The following is an 18,702-nucleotide window of genomic DNA, read 5'->3' on the forward strand; positions in this document are numbered from 1 at the left end:
GTGTCCGCGACTCCCCCGGCTTCGCCGCGCACGTGCGACCTCACCGTGCGAGGCAGCCGATGCGGTGCCCCCGTCGCCGACGAAGCCGCCCCGATCGCGCTCTGCACCACGCACCTGCTGCTCGCGCACGATTGGGTCGTGCGCGACGCGGGCGTGACCGACTTGCTTCCGTCGCCCTGCCGGCTCTGCGCGTCGCGCGTCGGGGTGCGGTACCCGAGCGGGTGGGTGTGCGCGGCGTGCGAGTGGCGCGTCGGAGAGGTGCCCGACGACGACCTCGTGCTGCCGCGCGTCGACGTCGTCTACTACCTGCGCTACGACGACCGCATCAAGATCGGCACCTCGTCGCGGCCACGGCAGCGCATCGCGGCGCTTCCGCACCACGAGGTGCTCGCATTCGAGCGCGGCGGCCGGCTGCTCGAGCACCGCCGGCACCTGCAGTTCGCCGAGCATCGCATCCCCGGCACCGAGTGGTTCGAGATCGACGACGCGCTCAGCGCCCATGTCGCGCTCGTTCGCGACGGCGTCGACGACCCGTGGCAGCGCTACGCGCTCTGGCTGAGCCGCGAGGCCGCACTCCACGGCGCCGACTGAGACATCCCGCCGGGCGATGCCGATACGGGCGCGCCGGGCTACCCCACGACGAGCACGACGATCGCCGCGACGGCCGACACCGCCGCGATCACCAGCGCCGCGGTGATGAGCACCGCATGCACCGCGTAGAAGCGCGTGCGGCGGCCCTCGGCGTCGCGGGCACGCGGGTCGTCGGCGATGCGCTTCAGGAAGCGCGGCCAGACGATCGCGTTGAAGGCGGCGTTCACGAGCAGGAGCACGGCGAGGAGGGTGAGCACGCCTCCAGCCTAGGCACCACTCAGTCGCTGGTCTGCCGCGCCTGCTGGCGCTCGAGCCGCTCCCCCGACGACGGCATGCCGAGCTCGTTGAGCGGAGCGTCATCGGCTCGCTCGGGAAGCCGATCGTCGGTGGGGCACTCCATCAGGACGTTGCCGGATGCCTCGGCGAACGTGTGCTCCGAGATCGGATGCCCGCACACCGGGCAGGGGCGCGCCGCAAGCTCGGCCGGGTCGACCGGGTCGGAGGCCTCGGTGATGGGTGGGGCGCCGAAGATCGGCTCGAGCGCATGATCGACTCGATCGAAGAACCTCGTGAACGCGTTGCCGTCCTCTGGGCGGCCCGCTGCATCGCTGGCCATGGGCCGATGGTACGCCCCGCGAGGTCCGCGTCGCTACCGTTCCCCTAGGCTGGCGGGCATGACGACGGATGCCCCGAATCGCCCGGTCACGATCATCACGGGCGGTGGCCGTGGCATCGGCGCGGCGATCGCCGACCGGCTCGCCGCCGACGGGCACGACCTGTTCCTCACCTATCGCGACCGCGCGGCCGACGCCGAGGCGGTCGCCCATCGGTGCCGTGCCGCCGGATCCAGGGTCGAACTCCACCAGGTCGAGCTCGCGGATCTCGAGGCCGCCGCCGGAGTGGTTCCCGCCGCCGTCGCCGCGTTCGGCGTCGTGACGGGCCTGGTGAACAACGCCGGCATCACGGGCAAGATCGGGCCGTTCCTGGACGCGCCCATCGAGGAGTCCGAACTCGTCTTCCGCATCAACGTGCTCGCCCCGATCGTGCTCACCCGGGCGGCGATCGCGCACATGTCGACCGAGCGCGGCGGCGCCGGCGGGGCGATCGTGAACATCTCCTCGGGTGCCGCGACGAACGGGTCGCCGCACACGTACATCCCGTATGCGATGAGCAAGGCGGCGCTCAACGTGCTCACGATCGGCGCGGCCAAAGAGTTCGCGGCCGACGGCGTGCGGGTCAACACGGTCTCGCCGGGCACCACGTTCACCGAGATCCACGCCGCCGCGGGTCGGCCCGACGCGCCGACCGAGCGTGCCGGTCGAATCCCGATGGGCCGGGCCGGGTACCCGCACGAGATCGCGGGTGCCGTCGCGTACCTGCTCTCGACCGACGCGTCGTACACGACCGGCACCGACATCCGCGTCACCGGCGGCAACTGAGGGTTCGGCGGCAACGAAGCGGGTCCGGTCGGTTCCCCCTGCCGACCGGACACCGTCCCGCGCGGTCAGGCTTCGCCGAACCCCGACTCGGCCAGCGCAGCGATCGCTGTGACGGCGCCACCGCCGGCCGGATCCTCGGTCGAGATGACGACCTCGGCGCCCTTGGTGAGCCCGAGCGCCATGATCGCGAGCAGGCTCTTCGCGTCGACGCCGTTCACGGTCACCTTCTGCGGGAACGTCGCGGCGAGCTTCACCAACTCGGCGGCCGGCCGGGCATGCAGGCCGTCGGCGTTCACGAGCGTCACGGTGCGGCTGAAGCCGGCGGATGCATCGGAGCTCGCGTCTGCGGCGACATCCGAAGCCCGCACGCCGGCCTGGCCGGCGTCCCCGGCGCCGCGCGCCGACTCGGCCGCCGCGACCACGGCATCGAGATCGTCGCCCGCCTCGGCTGCGACCGCCGCGGCGACCCCGCCCTCGACGAGCGGTGCATCGACGATGCGCACCCGCTCGCGCTGCTCGTCGTCGAGGAAGTCGAGTGCGGTCTCAGCGGTGAGGATCGCCGACCCGAGGTCGCAGAGCACCGCGACCCCCGCACCCGCGTCGGCCTCGGCGATGCCCGCGGTCACTTTCTCGAAACTGGTGCCGATCCGATCGTCGTCCGTGCCGCCCGCAGCGACGAGCAGCGCGTTCGGCGCCATCTGCCCGGCGAGCTCGACCAGTCCGCGCGCGATCGACTCGGAGTGCGAGACGAACACCACGCCCACACGCTGATCCGCCACGTCAGGCTCCCGCTGCGGCCGCCGCCGCGTCGAGGAGCAACGCGGTCGACTGCGCACCGGGGTCGCGATGACCGGCCGAGCGCTCGCCGAGGTAGCTCGCGCGGCCCTTGCGTGCCACGAGCGGCTCGGTCGCCACCGCGCCGGCCGCCGCAGCCTCGGCGGCCGCGCGCAGCACGGCACCGGGCTCCGCCCCGGCGGCTGCCGCAGCATCCGCAGCATCGACCGCCGGAGTCCACGCGTCGATCATGGTCTTGTCCTCCAACTCGGCCTTGCCGCGCGAGACGATGCCGTCGCGTGCGGCCGTGAGCACCGCCGCGATGGCGGCGCCGTCGAGTTCGGAGGCGGGGCCGGCCGCGACCGCGCCCTTCAGGTAGGCGGTGCCGTAGAGCGGACCGGCTGCGCCGCCGACCGTCGAGATCAGCGTCGTCGCAACCAGCTTCAGCACGTCGCCGGGGCTCGCGTCGTCGGCGAGGCCGTCGAGCTTGCCGATCACTGCCTGGAATCCGCGGTCCATGTTCTCGCCGTGGTCGCCATCGCCGATCTCGCGGTCGAGGGTGATGAGCTCCACTCGATGCTCACCGATCACGTCGGCGCTGCGCCGCACCCAGTCGACCGCCCAGTCCCTGCCGAGTCCCGCCATATCAGCGACCCCACCGGAGCGCCGGCGTCTGCACCGGGGCGTCCCAGAGTTCGACGAGTTCGTCGTCGAGCTTCAGCAGTGTCAGCGAGAAGCCCTGCATCTCGAGGGAGGTGATGTAGTTGCCCACGAGCGAGCGGCTGATCTCGATGCCCTTGCCCGCCAGCACCTCGGCGGCGTGCTTGTACGCGATGAACAGCTCGACCTCGGGCGTGCCGCCCATACCGTTCACGAACAACAGCACCCGGTCGCCCGACGAGTACGGCAAGTCCTCGAGGATCGGAGTGAGCATGCGATCGACGATCGCGTCGGCAGGTTCGAGCTTCAGCCGTTCGCGCCCGGGCTCGCCGTGGATGCCGATGCCGAGCTCGTACTCGTCCTCGGCGAGCGTGAAGCTCGGCTCACCGGCGTGCGGCACGATGCAGGGCGTGAGCGCCATGCCCATCGAGCGCGCGTTGGCATTGACCCGCTCGGCGATCTCGGCCACCTGGTCGAGGGAGTCGCCGCGCTGGGCCGCGGCGCCGGCGATCTTCTCGACCAGCACGGTGCCCGCGACACCGCGACGGCCCGCGGTGTACAGCGAGTCCTTGACGGCGACGTCGTCGTTCGTGATGACTGCCCGCACCTCGATGCCCTCGGCGGCGGCCAGGTCGGCGGCCGTCTCGAAGTTGAGCACGTCGCCCGTGTAGTTCTTCACGATGTGCAGCACGCCGGCGCCGCCGTCGACGGCCTTCGTCGCTGCGAGGATCGGGTCGGGCGTCGGCGAGGTGAAGACCGCGCCGGGCACCGCGGCGTCGAGCATGCCGTAGCCGACATACCCCGCGTGGAGCGGTTCGTGACCGCTGCCGCCGCCGCTCACGAGGGCGACCTTGCCCTGGATGGGTGCGTCGGCGCGAACGACGTAGATCGGGTCGTACTCCGCTCGCACGAGATCCGCATGGGCCGCGGCGAATCCCGCGACCGACTCGTCGACCACCTGCTTCGGGTCGTTGATGATCTTCTTCAACGGACATCCCTTCCCCTCGGCTGCCCGACACCGCGCGACGATGCATCGGCTCCGACGCAGCACCTGCCCACAACCTACGCCCCGAACGGGATGCGCCGTAAGGGTCCGCACGAATTCCGGCGCGGCCCTCGTCCGCGGCGGGTCCGCGCGAGTATCGTGTGCGCTATCCGGCCCGTCGGCTCCGCCCGCGGGGCCCCAGCGAAGGGATGGAAAGTCAACGTGGACAATCTCGGCACCCTCTTCCTCGCCGAACTGGTCGGGACGGCAATGCTCGTCCTGCTCGGTTGCGGCGTCGTCGCCAACGTCGTGCTCGCCAAAACGAAGGGCAACGGCGGCGGATGGCTCCTCATCAACTTCGGATGGGGCCTCGCCGTGTTCGCCGGTGTCATCGTCGCCTACGCGTCGGGTGCGCACATCAACCCCGCCGTCACCCTCGGCCTCGTGGCCAACGGCGCGACGGAGTTCGGCAACTCGGCCTTCGGCACGACGGTTCCGGTCGACTTCCTGTCGGTCATCGCCTACATCGGCGCGCAGCTGATCGGTGCGATCATCGGCGCCGTCATCGTCTGGCTCGGATACAAGCAGCACTTCGACGAGGAGCCCGAAGCCGGGCTCAAGCTCGCGGTGTTCTCGACCGGTCCGGCGATCCGCTCCTACGCGTGGAACCTCATCACCGAGATCATCGGCACTTTCGTGCTGGTGTTCGTGGTGATCGGCTTCGGCGGCGGGCGGCAGGGCGACGGCGGCCTCGCGGCGCTCGGCGCATTGCCGGTCGCGCTCCTGGTGGTCGGCATCGGCGCCTCCCTCGGTGGTCCCACGGGCTACGCGATCAACCCGGCTCGTGACCTCGGCCCCCGCCTCGCCCACGCGATTCTGCCCATCAAGGGCAAGGGCTCGAGCGACTGGAGCTACTCCTGGGTCCCCGTGGTGGGCCCGATCATCGGCGGCCTGCTCGCAGGCTGGGCCGCCATCCCGCTCCTGCCGATCCTCGGATGAGCCTCGGGGGCCGGTCCGCGAAGGACCGGCCCCCGCCTCGTTCACCGGGCCGACAGGGCACCGGACCGGAGGATGCGTCCTCCGCTCCCCCGCACACGTCCGGCGGCTTCCGGCCGCCGACGAAGAAATGAGAGGACGGCATGGCCGACTACATCCTGGCCATCGACCAGGGAACCACCAGCACCCGAGCGATCGTGTTCGACAAGAAGGGATCGATCGTCTCGGTCGGTCAGCTCGAGCACGAGCAGATCTTCCCGAAGGCGGGCTGGGTCGAGCACGATCCCGCCGAGATCTGGACGAACACCCGCGAGGTGATCGGGCAGGCGCTCGGCAAGGCCGACCTGACCCGGCACGACATCGCCGCGGTCGGGATCACCAACCAGCGCGAGACCGCCGTCGTCTGGGACAAGAACACCGGCGAGCCCGTCTACAACGCGATCGTCTGGCAGGACACCCGCACCCAGCCCATCGTCGACCGCCTCGCGGCCGACGGCGGGGTCGAGCGCTTCAAGCAGCAGGTCGGGCTTCCGCTGGCGACCTACTTCTCAGGCACCAAGATCGTGTGGATCCTCGAGAACGTCGAGGGTGCACGCGAGCGCGCCGAGGCCGGCGACCTGCTGTTCGGCACGACCGACTGCTGGGTGCTCTGGAACCTCACGGGCGGCCCCGACGGCGGCGTCCACGCGACGGATGTCACGAACGCGAGCCGCACGCTGTTCATGGATCTCGAGACGCTGCAGTGGGACGACGACATCCTCGCGGCCTTCGACGTCCCGCGCTCGATGCTGCCCGAGATCAGGTCGTCCTCCGAGGTGTACGGCAACGTCGAGTCCTCGAGCCTGCTGCGCGAGGTGCCGGTGGCGGGCATCCTCGGCGACCAGCAGGCGGCGACCTTCGGCCAGGCGGCGTTCGACGCCGGCGAGTCGAAGAACACCTACGGCACGGGCAACTTCCTGATCTTCAACACCGACACCGAGATCGTGCACTCGAAGAACGGGCTGCTCACCACGCTGGGTTACAAGCTGGGCGACCAACCGGCGCACTACGCGCTCGAGGGCTCGATCGCGGTCACCGGGTCGCTGATCCAGTGGCTGCGCGACAACCTCGGGCTCATCGCGAGCGCACCCGAGGTCGAGGATCTGGCGAAGACCGTCGACGACAACGGGGGCGCGTACTTCGTGCCGGCGTTCTCGGGCCTGTTCGCGCCGTACTGGCGAGCGGACGCGCGCGGTGCGCTCGTCGGCCTCACCCGGTACGTCAACAAGGGGCACATCGCGCGCGCCGCGCTCGAGGCGACCGCGTTCCAGACCCGCGAGGTGCTCGAGGCGGTCAACGCCGACTCGGGCGTGGACCTCACCGAGCTGAAGGTCGACGGCGGCATGATCGCGAACAACACGCTCATGCAGTTCCAGGCCGACATCCTCGGGGTGCCGGTGGTGCGGCCGGTCGTCGCTGAGACGACCGCGCTCGGCGCGGCCTACGCGGCGGGCCTCGCGGTCGGATTCTGGTCGGATCTCGACGAGCTGCGTGCCAACTGGCAGGAGGACTCGCGCTGGGAGCCGAAGATGGATGCCGACGAGCGCGACCGGCAGATCCGGCTCTGGAAGAAGGCCGTCACGAAGACGTTCGACTGGGTCGACGACGACGTGAAGTGATCGCGATTCCGCGAGAGCGACGGATGCCCCGGGCGAGTCGATCGCCCGGGGCATCCGGCTGTTGGCGGTCGCGACCGCATGCGTGATCAGGCGCGCGTGGCCGCCACCCATTCCTCGAGCTTGCGCGCGGCCGCGCCGCTGTCGATGGCCTCCTCGGCCACCGCCATCTTGTCGCGGAACCGGTCGAGGATCGTGCGCTGGAACTGGTCGTGGTCGCGGGCCAGCTCGTACGAGACGAGCCCGGCGGCGGCGTTCAGCACGACGATGTCGCGGACGGGCCCGCGCGCGCCGGCGAGCACCTCGTGGACGATACCGGCGTTGTGCGCGGCGTCGCCGCCCTGGAGGTCCTCGATCGAGGCGCGCTCGATGCCGAGCTCGCGCGGGTCGAGGTCGTGCTCCTTGACCGTGCCGCGCGAGACCTCCCAGAGGTGGCTGTGGCCGGTGGTGGTCAGTTCGTCGAGCCCGTCGTCGCCGCGGAACACGAGGGCGGTCGCACCGCGAGTCTGGAAGACGCCGACGATGAGCGGCACGCGGTCGAGGTGGGCGACGCCGACGGCGGATGCCTCCGGTCTGGCCGGGTTGCACAGCGGCCCGAGGAAGTTGAACACCGTGGGCACGCCGAGCTCGGCGCGCACCGGCCCTGCGTGACGAAACCCGGGGTGGAACGCGCTCGCGAAGGCGAACGTCACGCCGGTGCGCTCGAAGACTTCGGCGACCCGTTCGGGAGCGAGGGTGAGGTCGATGCCGAGCGCGGCGAGCACGTCGGAGGACCCCGATGCCGAGCTCGCCGCCTTGTTGCCGTGCTTGACGACCGGCACACCCGATGCGGCCGCGATCACCGATGCCATGGTCGACACGTTGACCGTGCCGAACCGGTCGCCGCCGGTGCCGACGATGTCGAGCGCCATCGGGTCGACCGTGAGCGGCAGCGCGTGCTCGAGGATGGCGTCGCGGAAGCCGACGATCTCGTCGACCGTCTCGCCCTTGCGCCGCAGCGCGATGAGGAATCCGGCGATCTGCGAACTCGTGGCGGCGCCGGTCACGATCTGCTCCATGCACCACGACGCGTCGGATACGCTCAGGTCCTCGCCGTCGAGCAGCGTGGTGAGAATGGCGGGCCAGGAGCGCGAGGACGTCATGGCGACGATCCTAGCGGCGGGATTCTCGGCGGATTCACGGCGGTTCCCGAGGTGCGTCCCGGCTCGATCGCAGCCGGCATTCCGACACAGCGTGCAGGTGTGATGAAAACTCAGTCGCGCTTTCCTCCATAATGGGAGGGTGACGAGCACCTCTTTGACGCATCAGGCGAGCGCGCCCCTGATCAAACGCCCCAATACCGTCGCGGTGGGAACGATCGTCTGGCTGGGCAGCGAGGTCATGTTCTTCGCCGGCCTGTTCGCCATCTACTTCACGCTCAGATCGATGTCACCCGATCTGTGGGCTGCTGAGACGGCGCGCCTGAACCTGCCGTTCTCGACCGTGAACACGATCATCCTGGTCGCGTCGAGCTTCACCTGTCAGTTCGGCGTGTTCGCCGCCGAGCGCATGCAGCCCTACGCCACCGGGTGGAAGCCGACCCAGTGGGGCATGGTCGAGTGGTTCTTCCTCACCTATGTCATGGGCGCGATCTTCGTCGCCGGCCAGATCTGGGAGTACGCCTCGCTCGTCTCCGAGGGCATCGCGATCGACTCGAACTCGTACGGCTCCGCCTTCTACTTGACGACCGGGTTCCACGGCCTGCACGTGACCGGCGGTCTCATCGCCTTCCTGCTCGTCATCGGGCGCGTGTTCGCGGTGAAGAACTTCGGTCACAAAGAAGCGACCAGCGCCATCGTCGTCTCGTACTACTGGCACTTCGTCGATGTGGTGTGGATCGGCCTGTTCTTCGTCATCTACATCCTCAGATAGTCCGCGTCAGGAGCGTCAGCACCCCATGCCCGTGAACAGGAAGAAGCCCATGAACCGATCGAAGCGACGCACCGGACGCCGGCACCCGCTCGCGACCGTCGCGCTCCTCGCACTCGGACTGGTCTTCACCGGTGGCGCCTACGCGGCGTTCAGCACTGGAACCGCCCAAGCCGAGGTCGACCCGACGTCGCAGTCGACCATCGAGGAGGGCAAGAAGCTCTTCCAGGCCAACTGCGCCACGTGCCACGGCCTCGATGCCGAAGGCACCGACAACGGCCCGAGCCTCATCGGCGTCGGCGCAGCGGCGGCCGACTTCCAGCTCAGCACCGGCCGCATGCCCATGCAGATGCAGGGCCCGCAGGCCCAGGTGAAGCCCGTGCAGTTCACCGACGAGCAGATCAAGCAGATGGCGTACTTCATCGCCTCGCTCGGCCCCGGCCCCGACATCCCCGCAGACCATCTCGTGAACGGCGGCGGCGACGCGGCCAACGGCGCCGAGCTGTTCCGCATCAATTGCGCGATGTGCCACAACGTCGCGGGGGCGGGCGGCGCGCTCACCGAGGGCAAGTTCGCCCCGGCGCTCACCGAGACCAGCGGCGTGCACATCTACGAGGCCATGGTCACCGGGCCCCAGAACATGCCGGTCTTCAACGACCTGAACATCACGCCCGAGAACAAGCGCGACATCATCACGTACCTCAAGTACGTCCAGGACAACCGCTCCCCCGGCGGATTCGAACTCGGCTCGCTCGGCCCGGTGGCCGAGGGCCTGTTCATCTGGATCTTCGGTCTCGGCGCGATCGTCGCCGTCACCGTGTGGATCACGGCGAAGTCCAACTAGCGCACGGCACGAAGTAGCTCGAGAAGGAGAACCATGGCCCAGGACGACCACAGCAGCGCGGAGCTCGTCGCTGCCGACTCGTCGCATCCCGAGCAGCCGACCGCGTCCCCGGGTACGGCCGTCATCGTCGCCGACGCGTTCGAGAACCCCGGCTTCCCGGCGCACCGCCCGCGCGTCACCGACGAGAACCCGAAGCGCGAGAAGCGCGCGCAGCGCACGATCTACACGCTCTTCTACCTGTCGATCCTCGGCAGTGTCTGGGCGATCGCCGCCTACATGCTGTTCCCGATCGAGTCGAACAACGTCGGCGACGTGCGCCTGAACAACATGTTCATCGGCCTCGGCGCCACACTCGCGCTGCTCGGCATCGGGTTCGGCGCCGTGCACTGGGCGAAGTCGATCATGACCGACGTCGAGCTCGTCGACGAGCGGCACCCGATCGGCGGTTCGCCCGAGACGCAGGCCGCGGCGGCCAAGGTCTTCGCCGACTCCGACCGAGAGTCGGGCTTCACCCGCCGCGCCGTCATCCGCAACAGCCTCATCGGCGCGCTGGTCGCCTTCCCGCTGCCCGCCGTGGTGCTCTTCCGCGGTCTCGCTCCCCAAGACCAGAACCCCATCGAGCTGCTCAGCCACACCATGTGGGAGAAGGGCACCCGCCTCGCGCTCGACCCGTCGGGCGTGCCCATCAAGGCGTCCGACGTGACCATCGGCAGCGCGTTCCACGTCATCCCCGAGGGTCTGCAAGACCTCGAGCACGGTCGACTCGAAGCGAAGGCCAAGGCGGCGGTGCTGCTCATGCGCCTCAACCCCGAGGAGCTCAACGAGCTCCCCGAGCGCGAGTCCTGGTCGTACGACGGCATCGTCGCGTACTCCAAGATCTGCACCCACGTCGGATGCCCCGTCGCCCTGTACGAGCAGCACACGCACCACCTGCTGTGCCCGTGCCACCAGTCGCAGTTCGACGTCGCGAACCACTGCGAGGTCATCTTCGGCCCGGCTGCCCGCCCGCTGCCGCAGCTGCCCATCACCGTCGACGACGAGGGCTACCTCGTCGCTCAGAGCGACTTCACCGAACCCGTCGGCCCGAGCTTCTGGGAGCGCCATTGAGCACCGCAACCCCCACCAACGCTCCGCAGAAGCGGTCGTTCACCGCGGCTGCGTCCGTCTACGTCAACGAACGCACGAGCCTCGCGGGCTTCGTCAAGGAACTCGGGCGCAAGGCCTTCCCCGACCACTGGTCGTTCCTGCTCGGCGAGGTCGCCCTCTTCGCGTTCGTCGTCGTGCTCGTCTCGGGCACGTTCCTGACCTTCTTCTTCCAGGCATCGATGGCCGAGGTGCACTACGCCGGCTCGTTCGTGCCGTTGAAGGGTGTCGAGATGTCGGTCGCCATGGCGTCGACGCTCGACATCTCGTTCGACATCCGCGGCGGCCTGTTCGTTCGGCAGATGCACCACTGGGCGGCGCTGCTGTTCGTGGCCGCGATCGGCCTGCACATGCTGCGTATTTTCTTCACCGGTGCATTCCGCAAGCCGCGTGAGTTCAACTGGATCATCGGCTTCACGCTGTTCATCCTCGCGATGGCCGAGGGTTTCACCGGCTACTCGCTTCCCGACGACCTGCTGTCGGGCAACGGCCTCGCGATCATCAACGGCATGGTGAAGGGCATCCCACTTGTCGGAACCTGGCTCTCGTTCCTGATCTTCGGCGGCGAGTTCCCCGGCACCGACATCGTGGGCCGGCTGTACACGCTGCACATCCTGCTGCTGCCGGCGCTCGTCGTCGCGCTCATCGCCGTGCACCTCGTGCTGGTCGTCGTGCACAAGCACACCCAGTACGCAGGCCCCGGCAAGACCCAGCAGAACGCGGTGGGCCCGCCCATCCTGCCGATCTACGCGGCCAAGGCCGGCGGCTTCTTCTTCATCGTGTTCGGCGTGCTCGCGCTCATCGCGTCGATGTTCACCATCAACCCGATCTGGAACTACGGCCCGTACGATCCCTCGCCCGTCTCGGCCGGTACCCAGCCCGACTGGTATATCGGCTTCGCCGACGGCGCGCTGCGGCTCATTCCGCCGGGCTGGGAGTTCGTCTGGCTCGACCGCACCTGGTCGTTCAACATCCTCGTTCCGCTCATCGCGATCGGCATCTTCCTCGTGCTCGTCGTCGCCTACCCCTTCATCGAGGCGTGGGTCACCGGCGACAAGCGCGAGCACCACATCGCCGACCGTCCGCGCAACGCCCCGACCCGCACCGCGATCGGTGCCGCGGGTGTCACGTTCTACGCCGGCCTCTGGGCCGCGGCGAGCTCCGACATCCTCGCGACGCACTTCTCGCTCACGATGGAGGGCGTGATCCACGCGCTCCAGGCCGTGGTCATCCTCGGTCCGTTCATCGCCTACTTCGTCACGAAGCGCGTCTGCATCGCGCTCCAGAAGAAGGATCGCGAGATCGTGCTGCACGGCTACGAGTCCGGTCGCATCGTGAAGCTTCCCGGCGGCGAGTTCATCGAGGTGCACCAGCCGCTCGACGAGTACGAGCGCTGGCGCCTGGTGAGCTTCGAGAGCTACGCACCCCTCATGATCCGCCCGAACGCGCGCGGCAAGATCACGGCGGGTCAGCACGTGCGCGCCGCGCTCTCTCGCTGGTTCTTCGAAGACCGTATCGCGCCGGTCTCGCGAGGCGAGCTCGAGGCGGCGCACCACCACACGGAGCACTCGGACTCCGCGCACTGAGCGAGGTTCCGACGAGTTCGGGCACCGGAACGATGACGGTCGACACGACCTGGTTCCGGTGCCCGAACTGTCTGCTGCCGCTCGCCGCGGTCGCCGACAGCGTCTACGGGTGCGCGAACGGGCACCGGTTTGACCGCTCGAAGCACGGCTACCTCACCCTGCTGCCGCCGCGTGCGCCGAAGACCATCGGCGACGACCGCCGCATGCTCGAGGCTCGGGCGAACTTGCTCGCGTCAGGCGTCTACTCACCTGTCGCCGAGGCCGTGAGCGCCGCGGCGCGGGCGACGGTGACCGGCCCGGGTACATCGATCGTCGACCTCGGGTGCGGCACCGGGTACTATTCCGCCGTCGTCGCGCGCGACACCGGCGCCGGGCGTGTTCTCGTCGCCGATCGCTCCCCCGACGCCGTCCGCTGGAGCCGCCTGCACCACCGTGAGACCACGGGGAACGACGTCACCGGCGTCGTGCTCGACCTGTGGCGCCCGCTGCCGATCGCCGACGCGACCGCCGACATCGTGCTCGACGTCTTCGCGCCGCGCAACCCGGCCGAGTACGCGCGGATCCTCTCGCCTGTCGGCACGCTCATCGTCGTGGTGCCGACGCCCCGCCATCTCGCCGAGCTCAGATCGACCGGGTCGCTCCTCGAAATCCCCGACGGCAAGGACACCCTCGTGACCGAGCAGTTCACCGCGGCGGGGTTGAGGCTCTCGGCCCGTCGCAGTGTCGAGTACGCGTTCCCGGCATCCGCCGATCAACTCGCCGACCTCGTCGCGATGGGGCCGTCAGCACATCACGCCGCCGCGCCGGCCACTCTCGAGACGCGCGACGTGACCGCCGCGGTCGACGTGCTCGCGTTCGCGCATCCCCAGTGAGGCGCATGAGCCACACCATCGGTGCACCGCGCAGCGCGGTGCCTGAAACGGCGATGGCCCCGGCGGAATCCGCCGGGGCCATCGCCGTGGTTCAGTGTCAACGCGCGAAGTTACCGCGGTAGTACTCGTACACCCAGCCGACGAGTGCGATCAGCACGATCGGCACGGCGATGAAGCTGATCCAGAAACCGATCGCCAGCCCGAGGAATGCGAGCGCGGCGCCGGCGGCGAGCACGATGGGCCACCAGCTCCACGGGCTGAAGAAGCCGAGCTCGGGGTCGCCGTCGTCGATGTTGGCGTCGAGCCGATCCTCGGGCAGCGTGCCACCCTGGGCGCTGTGCACGCGGCCGAGATAGAACGCGATGAACGCGCTCAGCACGCCCGCCAGGGTCATAGCGGTCAAGCCCGCCCACTCGGGGCCGTTGTGCTGCTCGACGCCGCCGAGTGCGGTCCAGAAGCCGTAGAGGGCCGCCGCGAACGCGAAGAAGCCGGCGAGGATCCAGAAGAGGACGACGTTGGCGCGCATTTACTTGACTTCCTTCGTTTCCACGTCGTACACAGGGGCCTCGGGCGCGTCCTTCGCCGGACCGATGCCGACGGGGATGCCGGCCTCGGGGTGATTCAGGTCGAACGCCGGCGCCTCCGAGCGGATGCGCGGGATCGAGGTGAAGTTGTGCCGCGGCGGCGGGCAGCTCGTCGCCCACTCGAGCGAACGGCCGTACCCCCACGGGTCGTTGACGGTCACCTTGGGCGCGCGACGTGCCGTGATGTACACGTTCAGGAAGAACGGAATGAGCGAGACCGCGAGGATGAACGCCCCGATCGTCGACAGCTGGTTCATCCCGGTGATGTTGTCCTCGGGCAGGTACGAGTAGTACCGACGCGGCATGATGAGGACGCCCAGCCAGTGCTGGATCAGGAACGTCGTGTGGAACCCGATGAACAGCAGCCAGAAGTGCCACTTGCCGAGGGTCTCGTTCAGCATCTTGCCGGTCCACTTCGGCCACCAGAAGTAGAAGCCGGCGAACATTGCGAACACGACGGTGCCGAACACCACGTAGTGGAAGTGCGCGACGACGAAGTACGTGTCGGAGACATGGAAGTCGAGTGGCGGCGACGCGAGGATCACACCCGTGAGACCACCGAACACGAAGGTGATGAGGAAGCCGAGCGACCAGAGCAGCGGTGTCTCGAACGTGATCGAGCCACGCCACATCGTGCCGATCCAGTTGAAGATCTTCACACCCGTCGGCACCGCGATGAGCATCGTCATCAGCGCGAAGAACGGCAGCAGCACCGAGCCGGTGACGTACATGTGGTGCGCCCACACCGTGACCGACAGCGCGGCGATCGCAATGGTCGCGTAGATCAGCGTCTTGTACCCGAAGATCGGCTTGCGGCTGAACACCGGGAAGATCTCGGAGACGATGCCGAAGAACGGCAGCGCGATGATGTACACCTCGGGGTGTCCGAAGAACCAGAACAGGTGCTGCCAGAGCATCACCCCGCCGTTCTCGGGATCGTAGATGTGCGCACCGAAGATGCGGTCGGCGCCGGCGGCGAGGATCGCCGCGGCCAGCACCGGGAACGCCATCAGGACGAGGATCGAGGTCACCAGGGTGTTCCACGTGAAGATCGGCATGCGGAACATGGTCATGCCGGGCGCACGCATCGTGATGATCGTGGTGATGAAGTTCACCGCACCGAGGATGGTGCCGAAGCCCGAGAGGCCGAGGCCGAGCATCCAGAGGTTGCCGCCGATGCCCGGCGAGAACGTCGTCGACGCGAGTGGTTGATAGGCGAACCATCCGAACGAGGCGGCACCCTGCGGCGTGAAGAACCCGGCGACCGCAATCAGCGAGCCGAAGCTGAACAACCAGTACGCGAACGCGTTGAGGCGCGGGAACGCCACGTCGGGCGCACCGATCTGCAGCGGCATGAGCACGTTCGCGAAACCGGCGAAGAGCGGCGTCGCGAACATCAGCAGCATGATCGTGCCGTGCATCGTGAACAGCTGGTTGTACTGCTCACGCGTCGGAACCAGTTCGAGGCCGGGCTCGAAGAGCTGCGCGCGGATGATGAGCGCCATCACGCCGCCGATGCAGAAGAAGATGAACGAGGTGATCAGGTAGAGGTACCCGATGACCTTGTGGTCGGTGGAGGTGATCCACCGGACGAGGATATTGCCCTTGCGTTCGACCCTCGGTGCGCCGAACGGCAGGCTGCTCGACTGCGGCCGAGCCGGTGCGGTCGTGGTGCTCATTCGGCGTCGTGCTCCTCATTCGACTCGGGCGCGCCCTTGCCGGGCAGGTTCTGGTTTCGGTCGTACTCGGTGGACAGCTGACCGGTCTGGCCGGCGTCCTCGAGCGACTGGATGTAGTCCTCGTACTCGGCCTGAGAGACGACCTCGACGTTGAACAACATGAGCGAGTGGTACTCGCCGCACAGCTCGGCGCACTTGCCGACGTAGGTGCCCTCGCGCTCGGTCGTGATCGACATGTAGTTGGTCTTGCCCGGGAACATGTCCTTCTTGTAGAGGAAGTCGACGACCCAGAACGAGTGGATGACATCGCGCGATTCGAGGGCGATCTCGATGTTCGCGTCGACCGGCAGCACCAGCGTCGGCAGCTCGGATTCGATGATCGAGCCGTCGGCGGCGTCGCGGTCGAGCTGTGCCTGGATGCCGGGCGAGTAGACGTCTTCGTTGACGTAGTTGAAGTCCCATGCCCACTGCTTGGCGATGACCTCGATCTTGACGTCGACGTCGTCGGCGGCGAACCGCTCCTCGATCGCCGCCTGGTCGCGAGCGGTGAAGGCGAAGAAGCCGACCACGAGGATGAGCGGGACGATCGTGTAGAAGACCTCGATCGGCATGTTGTAGCGCAGCTGCACCGGCAGACCGGTCTGACCACGGCGCCGACGGTAGGCGATGACCGCCCAGATCGTCAGGCCCCAGGTGATGACGCCGACGACCAGCAGCACGATCCACGACGTGACCCAGAGACCGGCGACTCGCTCGGTGTGGTTCGTGACGGGCGGCTCGCCCTCCTGGAAACCGGGCAGGAAGCCGTGGAGCTGTGCCTGCGTGCACCCGGCGAGGAGGAAGCTGAGTGTCGCTGCGATCGGAACAGCAGCCCATCGGAGACGGCGATTGTGGCGCACCGGTGACCTTTCGGGAGACTCGAAGGCACTTCTCAGCGAAGTGCATGATCGTGCCTAGCCTACTCCGACTCGGCGGGCGGGATGTGCACCCCCGAGCCGTTTCGCCGAGCCATCCGCGTGCGATTCCTTCGCCGACCTGCAGAATCAGCGCAAACGCCGAAGGGGAGCCGCAGTATGCGGCTCCCCTTCGGCGTAGTTGCGATCGGCGCTCAGTGGAACGAGTCGCCGCACGCGCAACTGCCCTGCGCGTTCGGGTTGTCGATCGTGAAGCCCTGCTTCTGGATCGAGTCCTCGAAGTCGATCGACGCGCCGTCGAGATACGGCACGCTCATCTTGTCGACGACGAGCTCGACACCGTCGAAGTCGACCACGGCATCGCCGTCGAGGAGCCGCTCGTCGAAGTACAGCTGATAGATCAGCCCGGAGCAGCCCCCGGGCTGCACTGCGACCCGGAGGCGCAGATCGTCTCGACCCTCCTGCGCGAGCAGGTTGCGGACCTTGTCGACGGCCGGGTCGCTCAGCAGGACGCCGTGCCCGGTGTCGGTGATCGTGATGCCCATCTCACTCCTCGGACTCTGGATCAGGGAACGTTCGTCGGAATTCTACGCCCGTTCCGCCGTGCAGCGGCTGAGCATTCACCGACGGTCCGTTCATCGACGCTCGTCGAGCCGGGCGAGGAACAGCGCCTCGGCCAGCTGGGCGCGCTTGAACACGCCCAGGTGCAACGACTCGTTGGGGCTGTGCGCGCGGCTGTCGGGGTCTTCCACCCCGGTCACCAGGATCTGCGCGCCCGGGAACTCCGACACGAGCTCGGCGATGAACGGGATCGAACCGCCTACGCCCATGTCGACGGGCTCGGTGCCGTCCCACGCGTCCTCGAGCGCACCGCGCATCTCGGCGACCGCCCAGCCCGACGTGTCGACGAGGAACGCCTCGCCGAGGTCGACGCTGTCGAAGGTCAGCTTCGCGCCGAACGGGGCGTTCGCTTCGAGGTGGGCGCTGATGGCCGCGAACGCGTCGGCGGCCGACTGCCCGGGTGCGACCCGCGCGCTGATCCGCACCCGGATCGACGGCAGCAGCGTGTTCGACGCGTTCGCCACGTCGGGCGCGTCGATGCCGGTGACGGTGATCGCGGGCTGCGCCCAGATCCGCGAGAGCAGGTCGCCGCGACCGATCGTCTGCACGCCGTCGAGCACACCGGCCTCGCCGCGCAGGGTCGCCTCGTCGTATGCGGGCACCTCGAGGGCGGCGGACTCGAGGCCCACCACCGCGACGGAGCCGTCGGCCGCCCAGAGGGTGTCGAGCAGGCGGATGCCGGCGAGCATCGCGTCGGGCACCGCTCCCCCGAACATCCCCGAGTGCGAGGCGTGCGCGAGCGTTTCGATACGCAGGTTGAACGCGACCGCTCCACGCAACGCGACGGTGAGCGCCGGCGTCGAGACATCCCAGTTGCCCGAGTCGGCGACGATGATCGCGTCCGCCGCGAGCGCGTCGCGGTGCTCGCGCAGGAAGTTGCCGAATGAGCGCGAGGCCCACTCCTCCTCGCCCTCGATGAAGACCGAGAGGCCCACGGCCGGGTCGTCGACGACGTCGGCGAGGGCGCGCAGCGCGGCGACATGGGTCATCACGCCCGCCTTGTCGTCGGCGGCGCCCCGACCGTGCAGCCGGTCACCCCGCTGGGTCGGCTCGAAGGGCGGGGTCTCCCAGTCCTCGTCGCGCCCGGGCGGCTGCACGTCGTGGTGGGCGTAGAGCAGCACCGTCGGCCGGCCGTCGCGGGCGGGCCGGTGGGCGAGCACGGCCGGCTGCCCGAGCTCGCTGCCGTCCTCGACGGGCGCACGGTGGATCTCGACGAGGTCGAACAACTCGGTGGCGCGCAGGAGGTCGGCGACGCGTTCGGCGCTCTCGGCCACGTGCGCGGGATCGAACGCCGGCCACGACACCGACGGGATGCGCACGAGTGCGCCGAGGTCGGCGACGGCGGAAGGGAAGCCCGCGTCCACGGCGGCGCGGACGGCGGCGTCGCGGTCGGGAGCGGAAGGATCGTGAGGCTCGGTCATGCCGGTAATCTTAAGAGAACCGATCCGAGG

20 protein-coding genes are annotated in these 18,702 nt (G+C 68.8%); 9 read left to right on the plus strand and 11 right to left on the minus strand.

Annotated elements, in window-relative coordinates; genetic code table 11:
- Positions 1-591 (plus strand): GIY-YIG nuclease family protein, encoded by a 591-nt coding sequence (locus tag FLP10_RS00235; protein WP_342780549.1) that lies wholly within the window; start codon positions 1-3, stop codon positions 589-591.
- A 38-nt stretch (positions 592-629) separates the two neighbouring features.
- Here the strand turns inward: FLP10_RS00235 and FLP10_RS00240 are convergent, their stop codons facing one another.
- Positions 630-848 carry an SCO4848 family membrane protein gene (locus FLP10_RS00240; RefSeq protein WP_149159044.1) on the minus strand — a complete coding sequence of 73 codons (219 nt, stop codon included), beginning with the start codon at positions 846-848 and terminating at the stop codon, positions 630-632.
- 20 nt (positions 849-868) lie between these two features.
- Positions 869-1,207, minus strand: coding sequence for a hypothetical protein (locus FLP10_RS00245; RefSeq protein ID WP_149159045.1), 339 nt, complete (start codon positions 1,205-1,207; stop codon positions 869-871).
- Positions 1,208-1,265: 58 nt separating this feature from the next.
- On the opposite strand from FLP10_RS00245, the gene FLP10_RS00250 reads away from it, so the two are divergent.
- Positions 1,266-2,030 carry an SDR family NAD(P)-dependent oxidoreductase gene (locus FLP10_RS00250; RefSeq protein WP_149159046.1) on the plus strand — a complete coding sequence of 255 codons (765 nt, stop codon included), beginning with the start codon at positions 1,266-1,268 and terminating at the stop codon, positions 2,028-2,030.
- A gap of 65 nt (positions 2,031-2,095) precedes the next feature.
- On the opposite strand, the gene dhaM is transcribed toward FLP10_RS00250, so the two are convergent.
- The 3 genes from dhaM to dhaK are packed head-to-tail and all read right to left on the minus strand — an operon-like array spanning position 2,096 to position 4,452.
- On the minus strand, positions 2,096-2,809 hold the full coding sequence (gene dhaM, locus FLP10_RS00255) for a dihydroxyacetone kinase phosphoryl donor subunit DhaM (RefSeq protein ID WP_246150080.1): 714 nt from the start codon (positions 2,807-2,809) through the stop codon (positions 2,096-2,098).
- Position 2,810: 1 nt separating this feature from the next.
- On the minus strand, positions 2,811-3,449 hold the full coding sequence (gene dhaL / locus FLP10_RS17635; RefSeq protein WP_246150081.1) for a dihydroxyacetone kinase subunit DhaL: 639 nt from the start codon (positions 3,447-3,449) through the stop codon (positions 2,811-2,813).
- Position 3,450: 1 nt separating this feature from the next.
- Positions 3,451-4,452 carry a dihydroxyacetone kinase subunit DhaK gene (gene dhaK / locus FLP10_RS00260; RefSeq protein ID WP_149159048.1) on the minus strand — a complete coding sequence of 334 codons (1,002 nt, stop codon included), beginning with the start codon at positions 4,450-4,452 and terminating at the stop codon, positions 3,451-3,453.
- 219 nt (positions 4,453-4,671) lie between these two features.
- On the opposite strand from dhaK, the gene FLP10_RS00265 reads away from it, so the two are divergent.
- Both FLP10_RS00265 and glpK read left to right on the plus strand, forming a co-directional pair.
- The gene (locus FLP10_RS00265) at positions 4,672-5,448 is read left to right on the plus strand and encodes an MIP/aquaporin family protein (RefSeq protein ID WP_281286443.1); all 777 of its coding nucleotides are present in this window, start codon (positions 4,672-4,674) and stop codon (positions 5,446-5,448) included.
- Positions 5,449-5,588: 140 nt separating this feature from the next.
- Entirely contained in the window at positions 5,589-7,103 is a 1,515-nt protein-coding gene (gene glpK / locus FLP10_RS00270) for a glycerol kinase GlpK (protein WP_149159049.1), read from the plus strand.
- Positions 7,104-7,189: 86 nt separating this feature from the next.
- Here the strand turns inward: glpK and trpD are convergent, their stop codons facing one another.
- A complete protein-coding gene (gene trpD, locus FLP10_RS00275) occupies positions 7,190-8,242 on the minus strand; it encodes an anthranilate phosphoribosyltransferase (protein ID WP_149159050.1) in 1,053 nt (350 codons plus the stop codon).
- 139 nt (positions 8,243-8,381) lie between these two features.
- Between trpD and ctaE the strand changes: the two genes are divergently transcribed.
- Genes ctaE through FLP10_RS00300 form a run of 5 tightly spaced genes read left to right on the plus strand, consistent with a single transcriptional unit; the run spans position 8,382 to position 13,453 of the window.
- Positions 8,382-9,011, plus strand: coding sequence for an aa3-type cytochrome oxidase subunit III (gene ctaE, locus FLP10_RS00280; protein WP_246150082.1), 630 nt, complete (start codon positions 8,382-8,384; stop codon positions 9,009-9,011).
- Positions 9,012-9,060: 49 nt separating this feature from the next.
- Positions 9,061-9,852, plus strand: a complete 792-nt coding sequence (gene qcrC, locus FLP10_RS00285; RefSeq protein WP_149159051.1) for a cytochrome bc1 complex diheme cytochrome c subunit — start codon at positions 9,061-9,063, stop codon at positions 9,850-9,852.
- A 33-nt stretch (positions 9,853-9,885) separates the two neighbouring features.
- The gene (gene qcrA / locus FLP10_RS00290; protein ID WP_149159052.1) at positions 9,886-10,959 is read left to right on the plus strand and encodes a cytochrome bc1 complex Rieske iron-sulfur subunit; all 1,074 of its coding nucleotides are present in this window, start codon (positions 9,886-9,888) and stop codon (positions 10,957-10,959) included.
- Positions 10,956-12,581, plus strand: a complete 1,626-nt coding sequence (gene qcrB / locus FLP10_RS00295) for a cytochrome bc1 complex cytochrome b subunit (protein ID WP_210418444.1) — start codon at positions 10,956-10,958, stop codon at positions 12,579-12,581. Before qcrA ends, qcrB begins: the two co-directional genes overlap by 4 nt.
- 32 nt (positions 12,582-12,613) lie before the next feature.
- On the plus strand, positions 12,614-13,453 hold the full coding sequence (locus tag FLP10_RS00300; RefSeq protein WP_149159053.1) for a putative RNA methyltransferase: 840 nt from the start codon (positions 12,614-12,616) through the stop codon (positions 13,451-13,453).
- 97 nt (positions 13,454-13,550) lie between these two features.
- Here the strand turns inward: FLP10_RS00300 and ctaF are convergent, their stop codons facing one another.
- The 5 genes from ctaF to FLP10_RS00325 all read right to left on the minus strand — a co-directional run bounded on the left by ctaF (position 13,551) and on the right by FLP10_RS00325 (position 18,672).
- The gene (gene ctaF, locus FLP10_RS00305; protein ID WP_149159054.1) at positions 13,551-13,979 is read right to left on the minus strand and encodes an aa3-type cytochrome oxidase subunit IV; all 429 of its coding nucleotides are present in this window, start codon (positions 13,977-13,979) and stop codon (positions 13,551-13,553) included.
- Positions 13,980-15,716: an aa3-type cytochrome oxidase subunit I gene (gene ctaD, locus FLP10_RS00310; RefSeq protein ID WP_149159055.1), complete on the minus strand. Its 1,737-nt coding sequence runs from the start codon at positions 15,714-15,716 to the stop codon at positions 13,980-13,982.
- Positions 15,713-16,615 (minus strand): aa3-type cytochrome oxidase subunit II, encoded by a 903-nt coding sequence (gene ctaC, locus FLP10_RS00315; RefSeq protein WP_149159056.1) that lies wholly within the window; start codon positions 16,613-16,615, stop codon positions 15,713-15,715. The genes ctaD and ctaC overlap by 4 nt, the downstream gene beginning before the upstream one ends.
- A gap of 209 nt (positions 16,616-16,824) precedes the next feature.
- A complete protein-coding gene (erpA, locus tag FLP10_RS00320) occupies positions 16,825-17,175 on the minus strand; it encodes an iron-sulfur cluster insertion protein ErpA (RefSeq protein ID WP_149159057.1) in 351 nt (116 codons plus the stop codon).
- A 90-nt stretch (positions 17,176-17,265) separates the two neighbouring features.
- Positions 17,266-18,672 carry a dipeptidase gene (locus tag FLP10_RS00325; protein WP_149159058.1) on the minus strand — a complete coding sequence of 469 codons (1,407 nt, stop codon included), beginning with the start codon at positions 18,670-18,672 and terminating at the stop codon, positions 17,266-17,268.
- Positions 18,673-18,702: the final 30 nt, after the last annotated feature.

It is taken from the genome of Agromyces intestinalis (assembly GCF_008365295.1).
Lineage (GTDB): Bacteria > Actinomycetota > Actinomycetes > Actinomycetales > Microbacteriaceae > Agromyces > Agromyces intestinalis.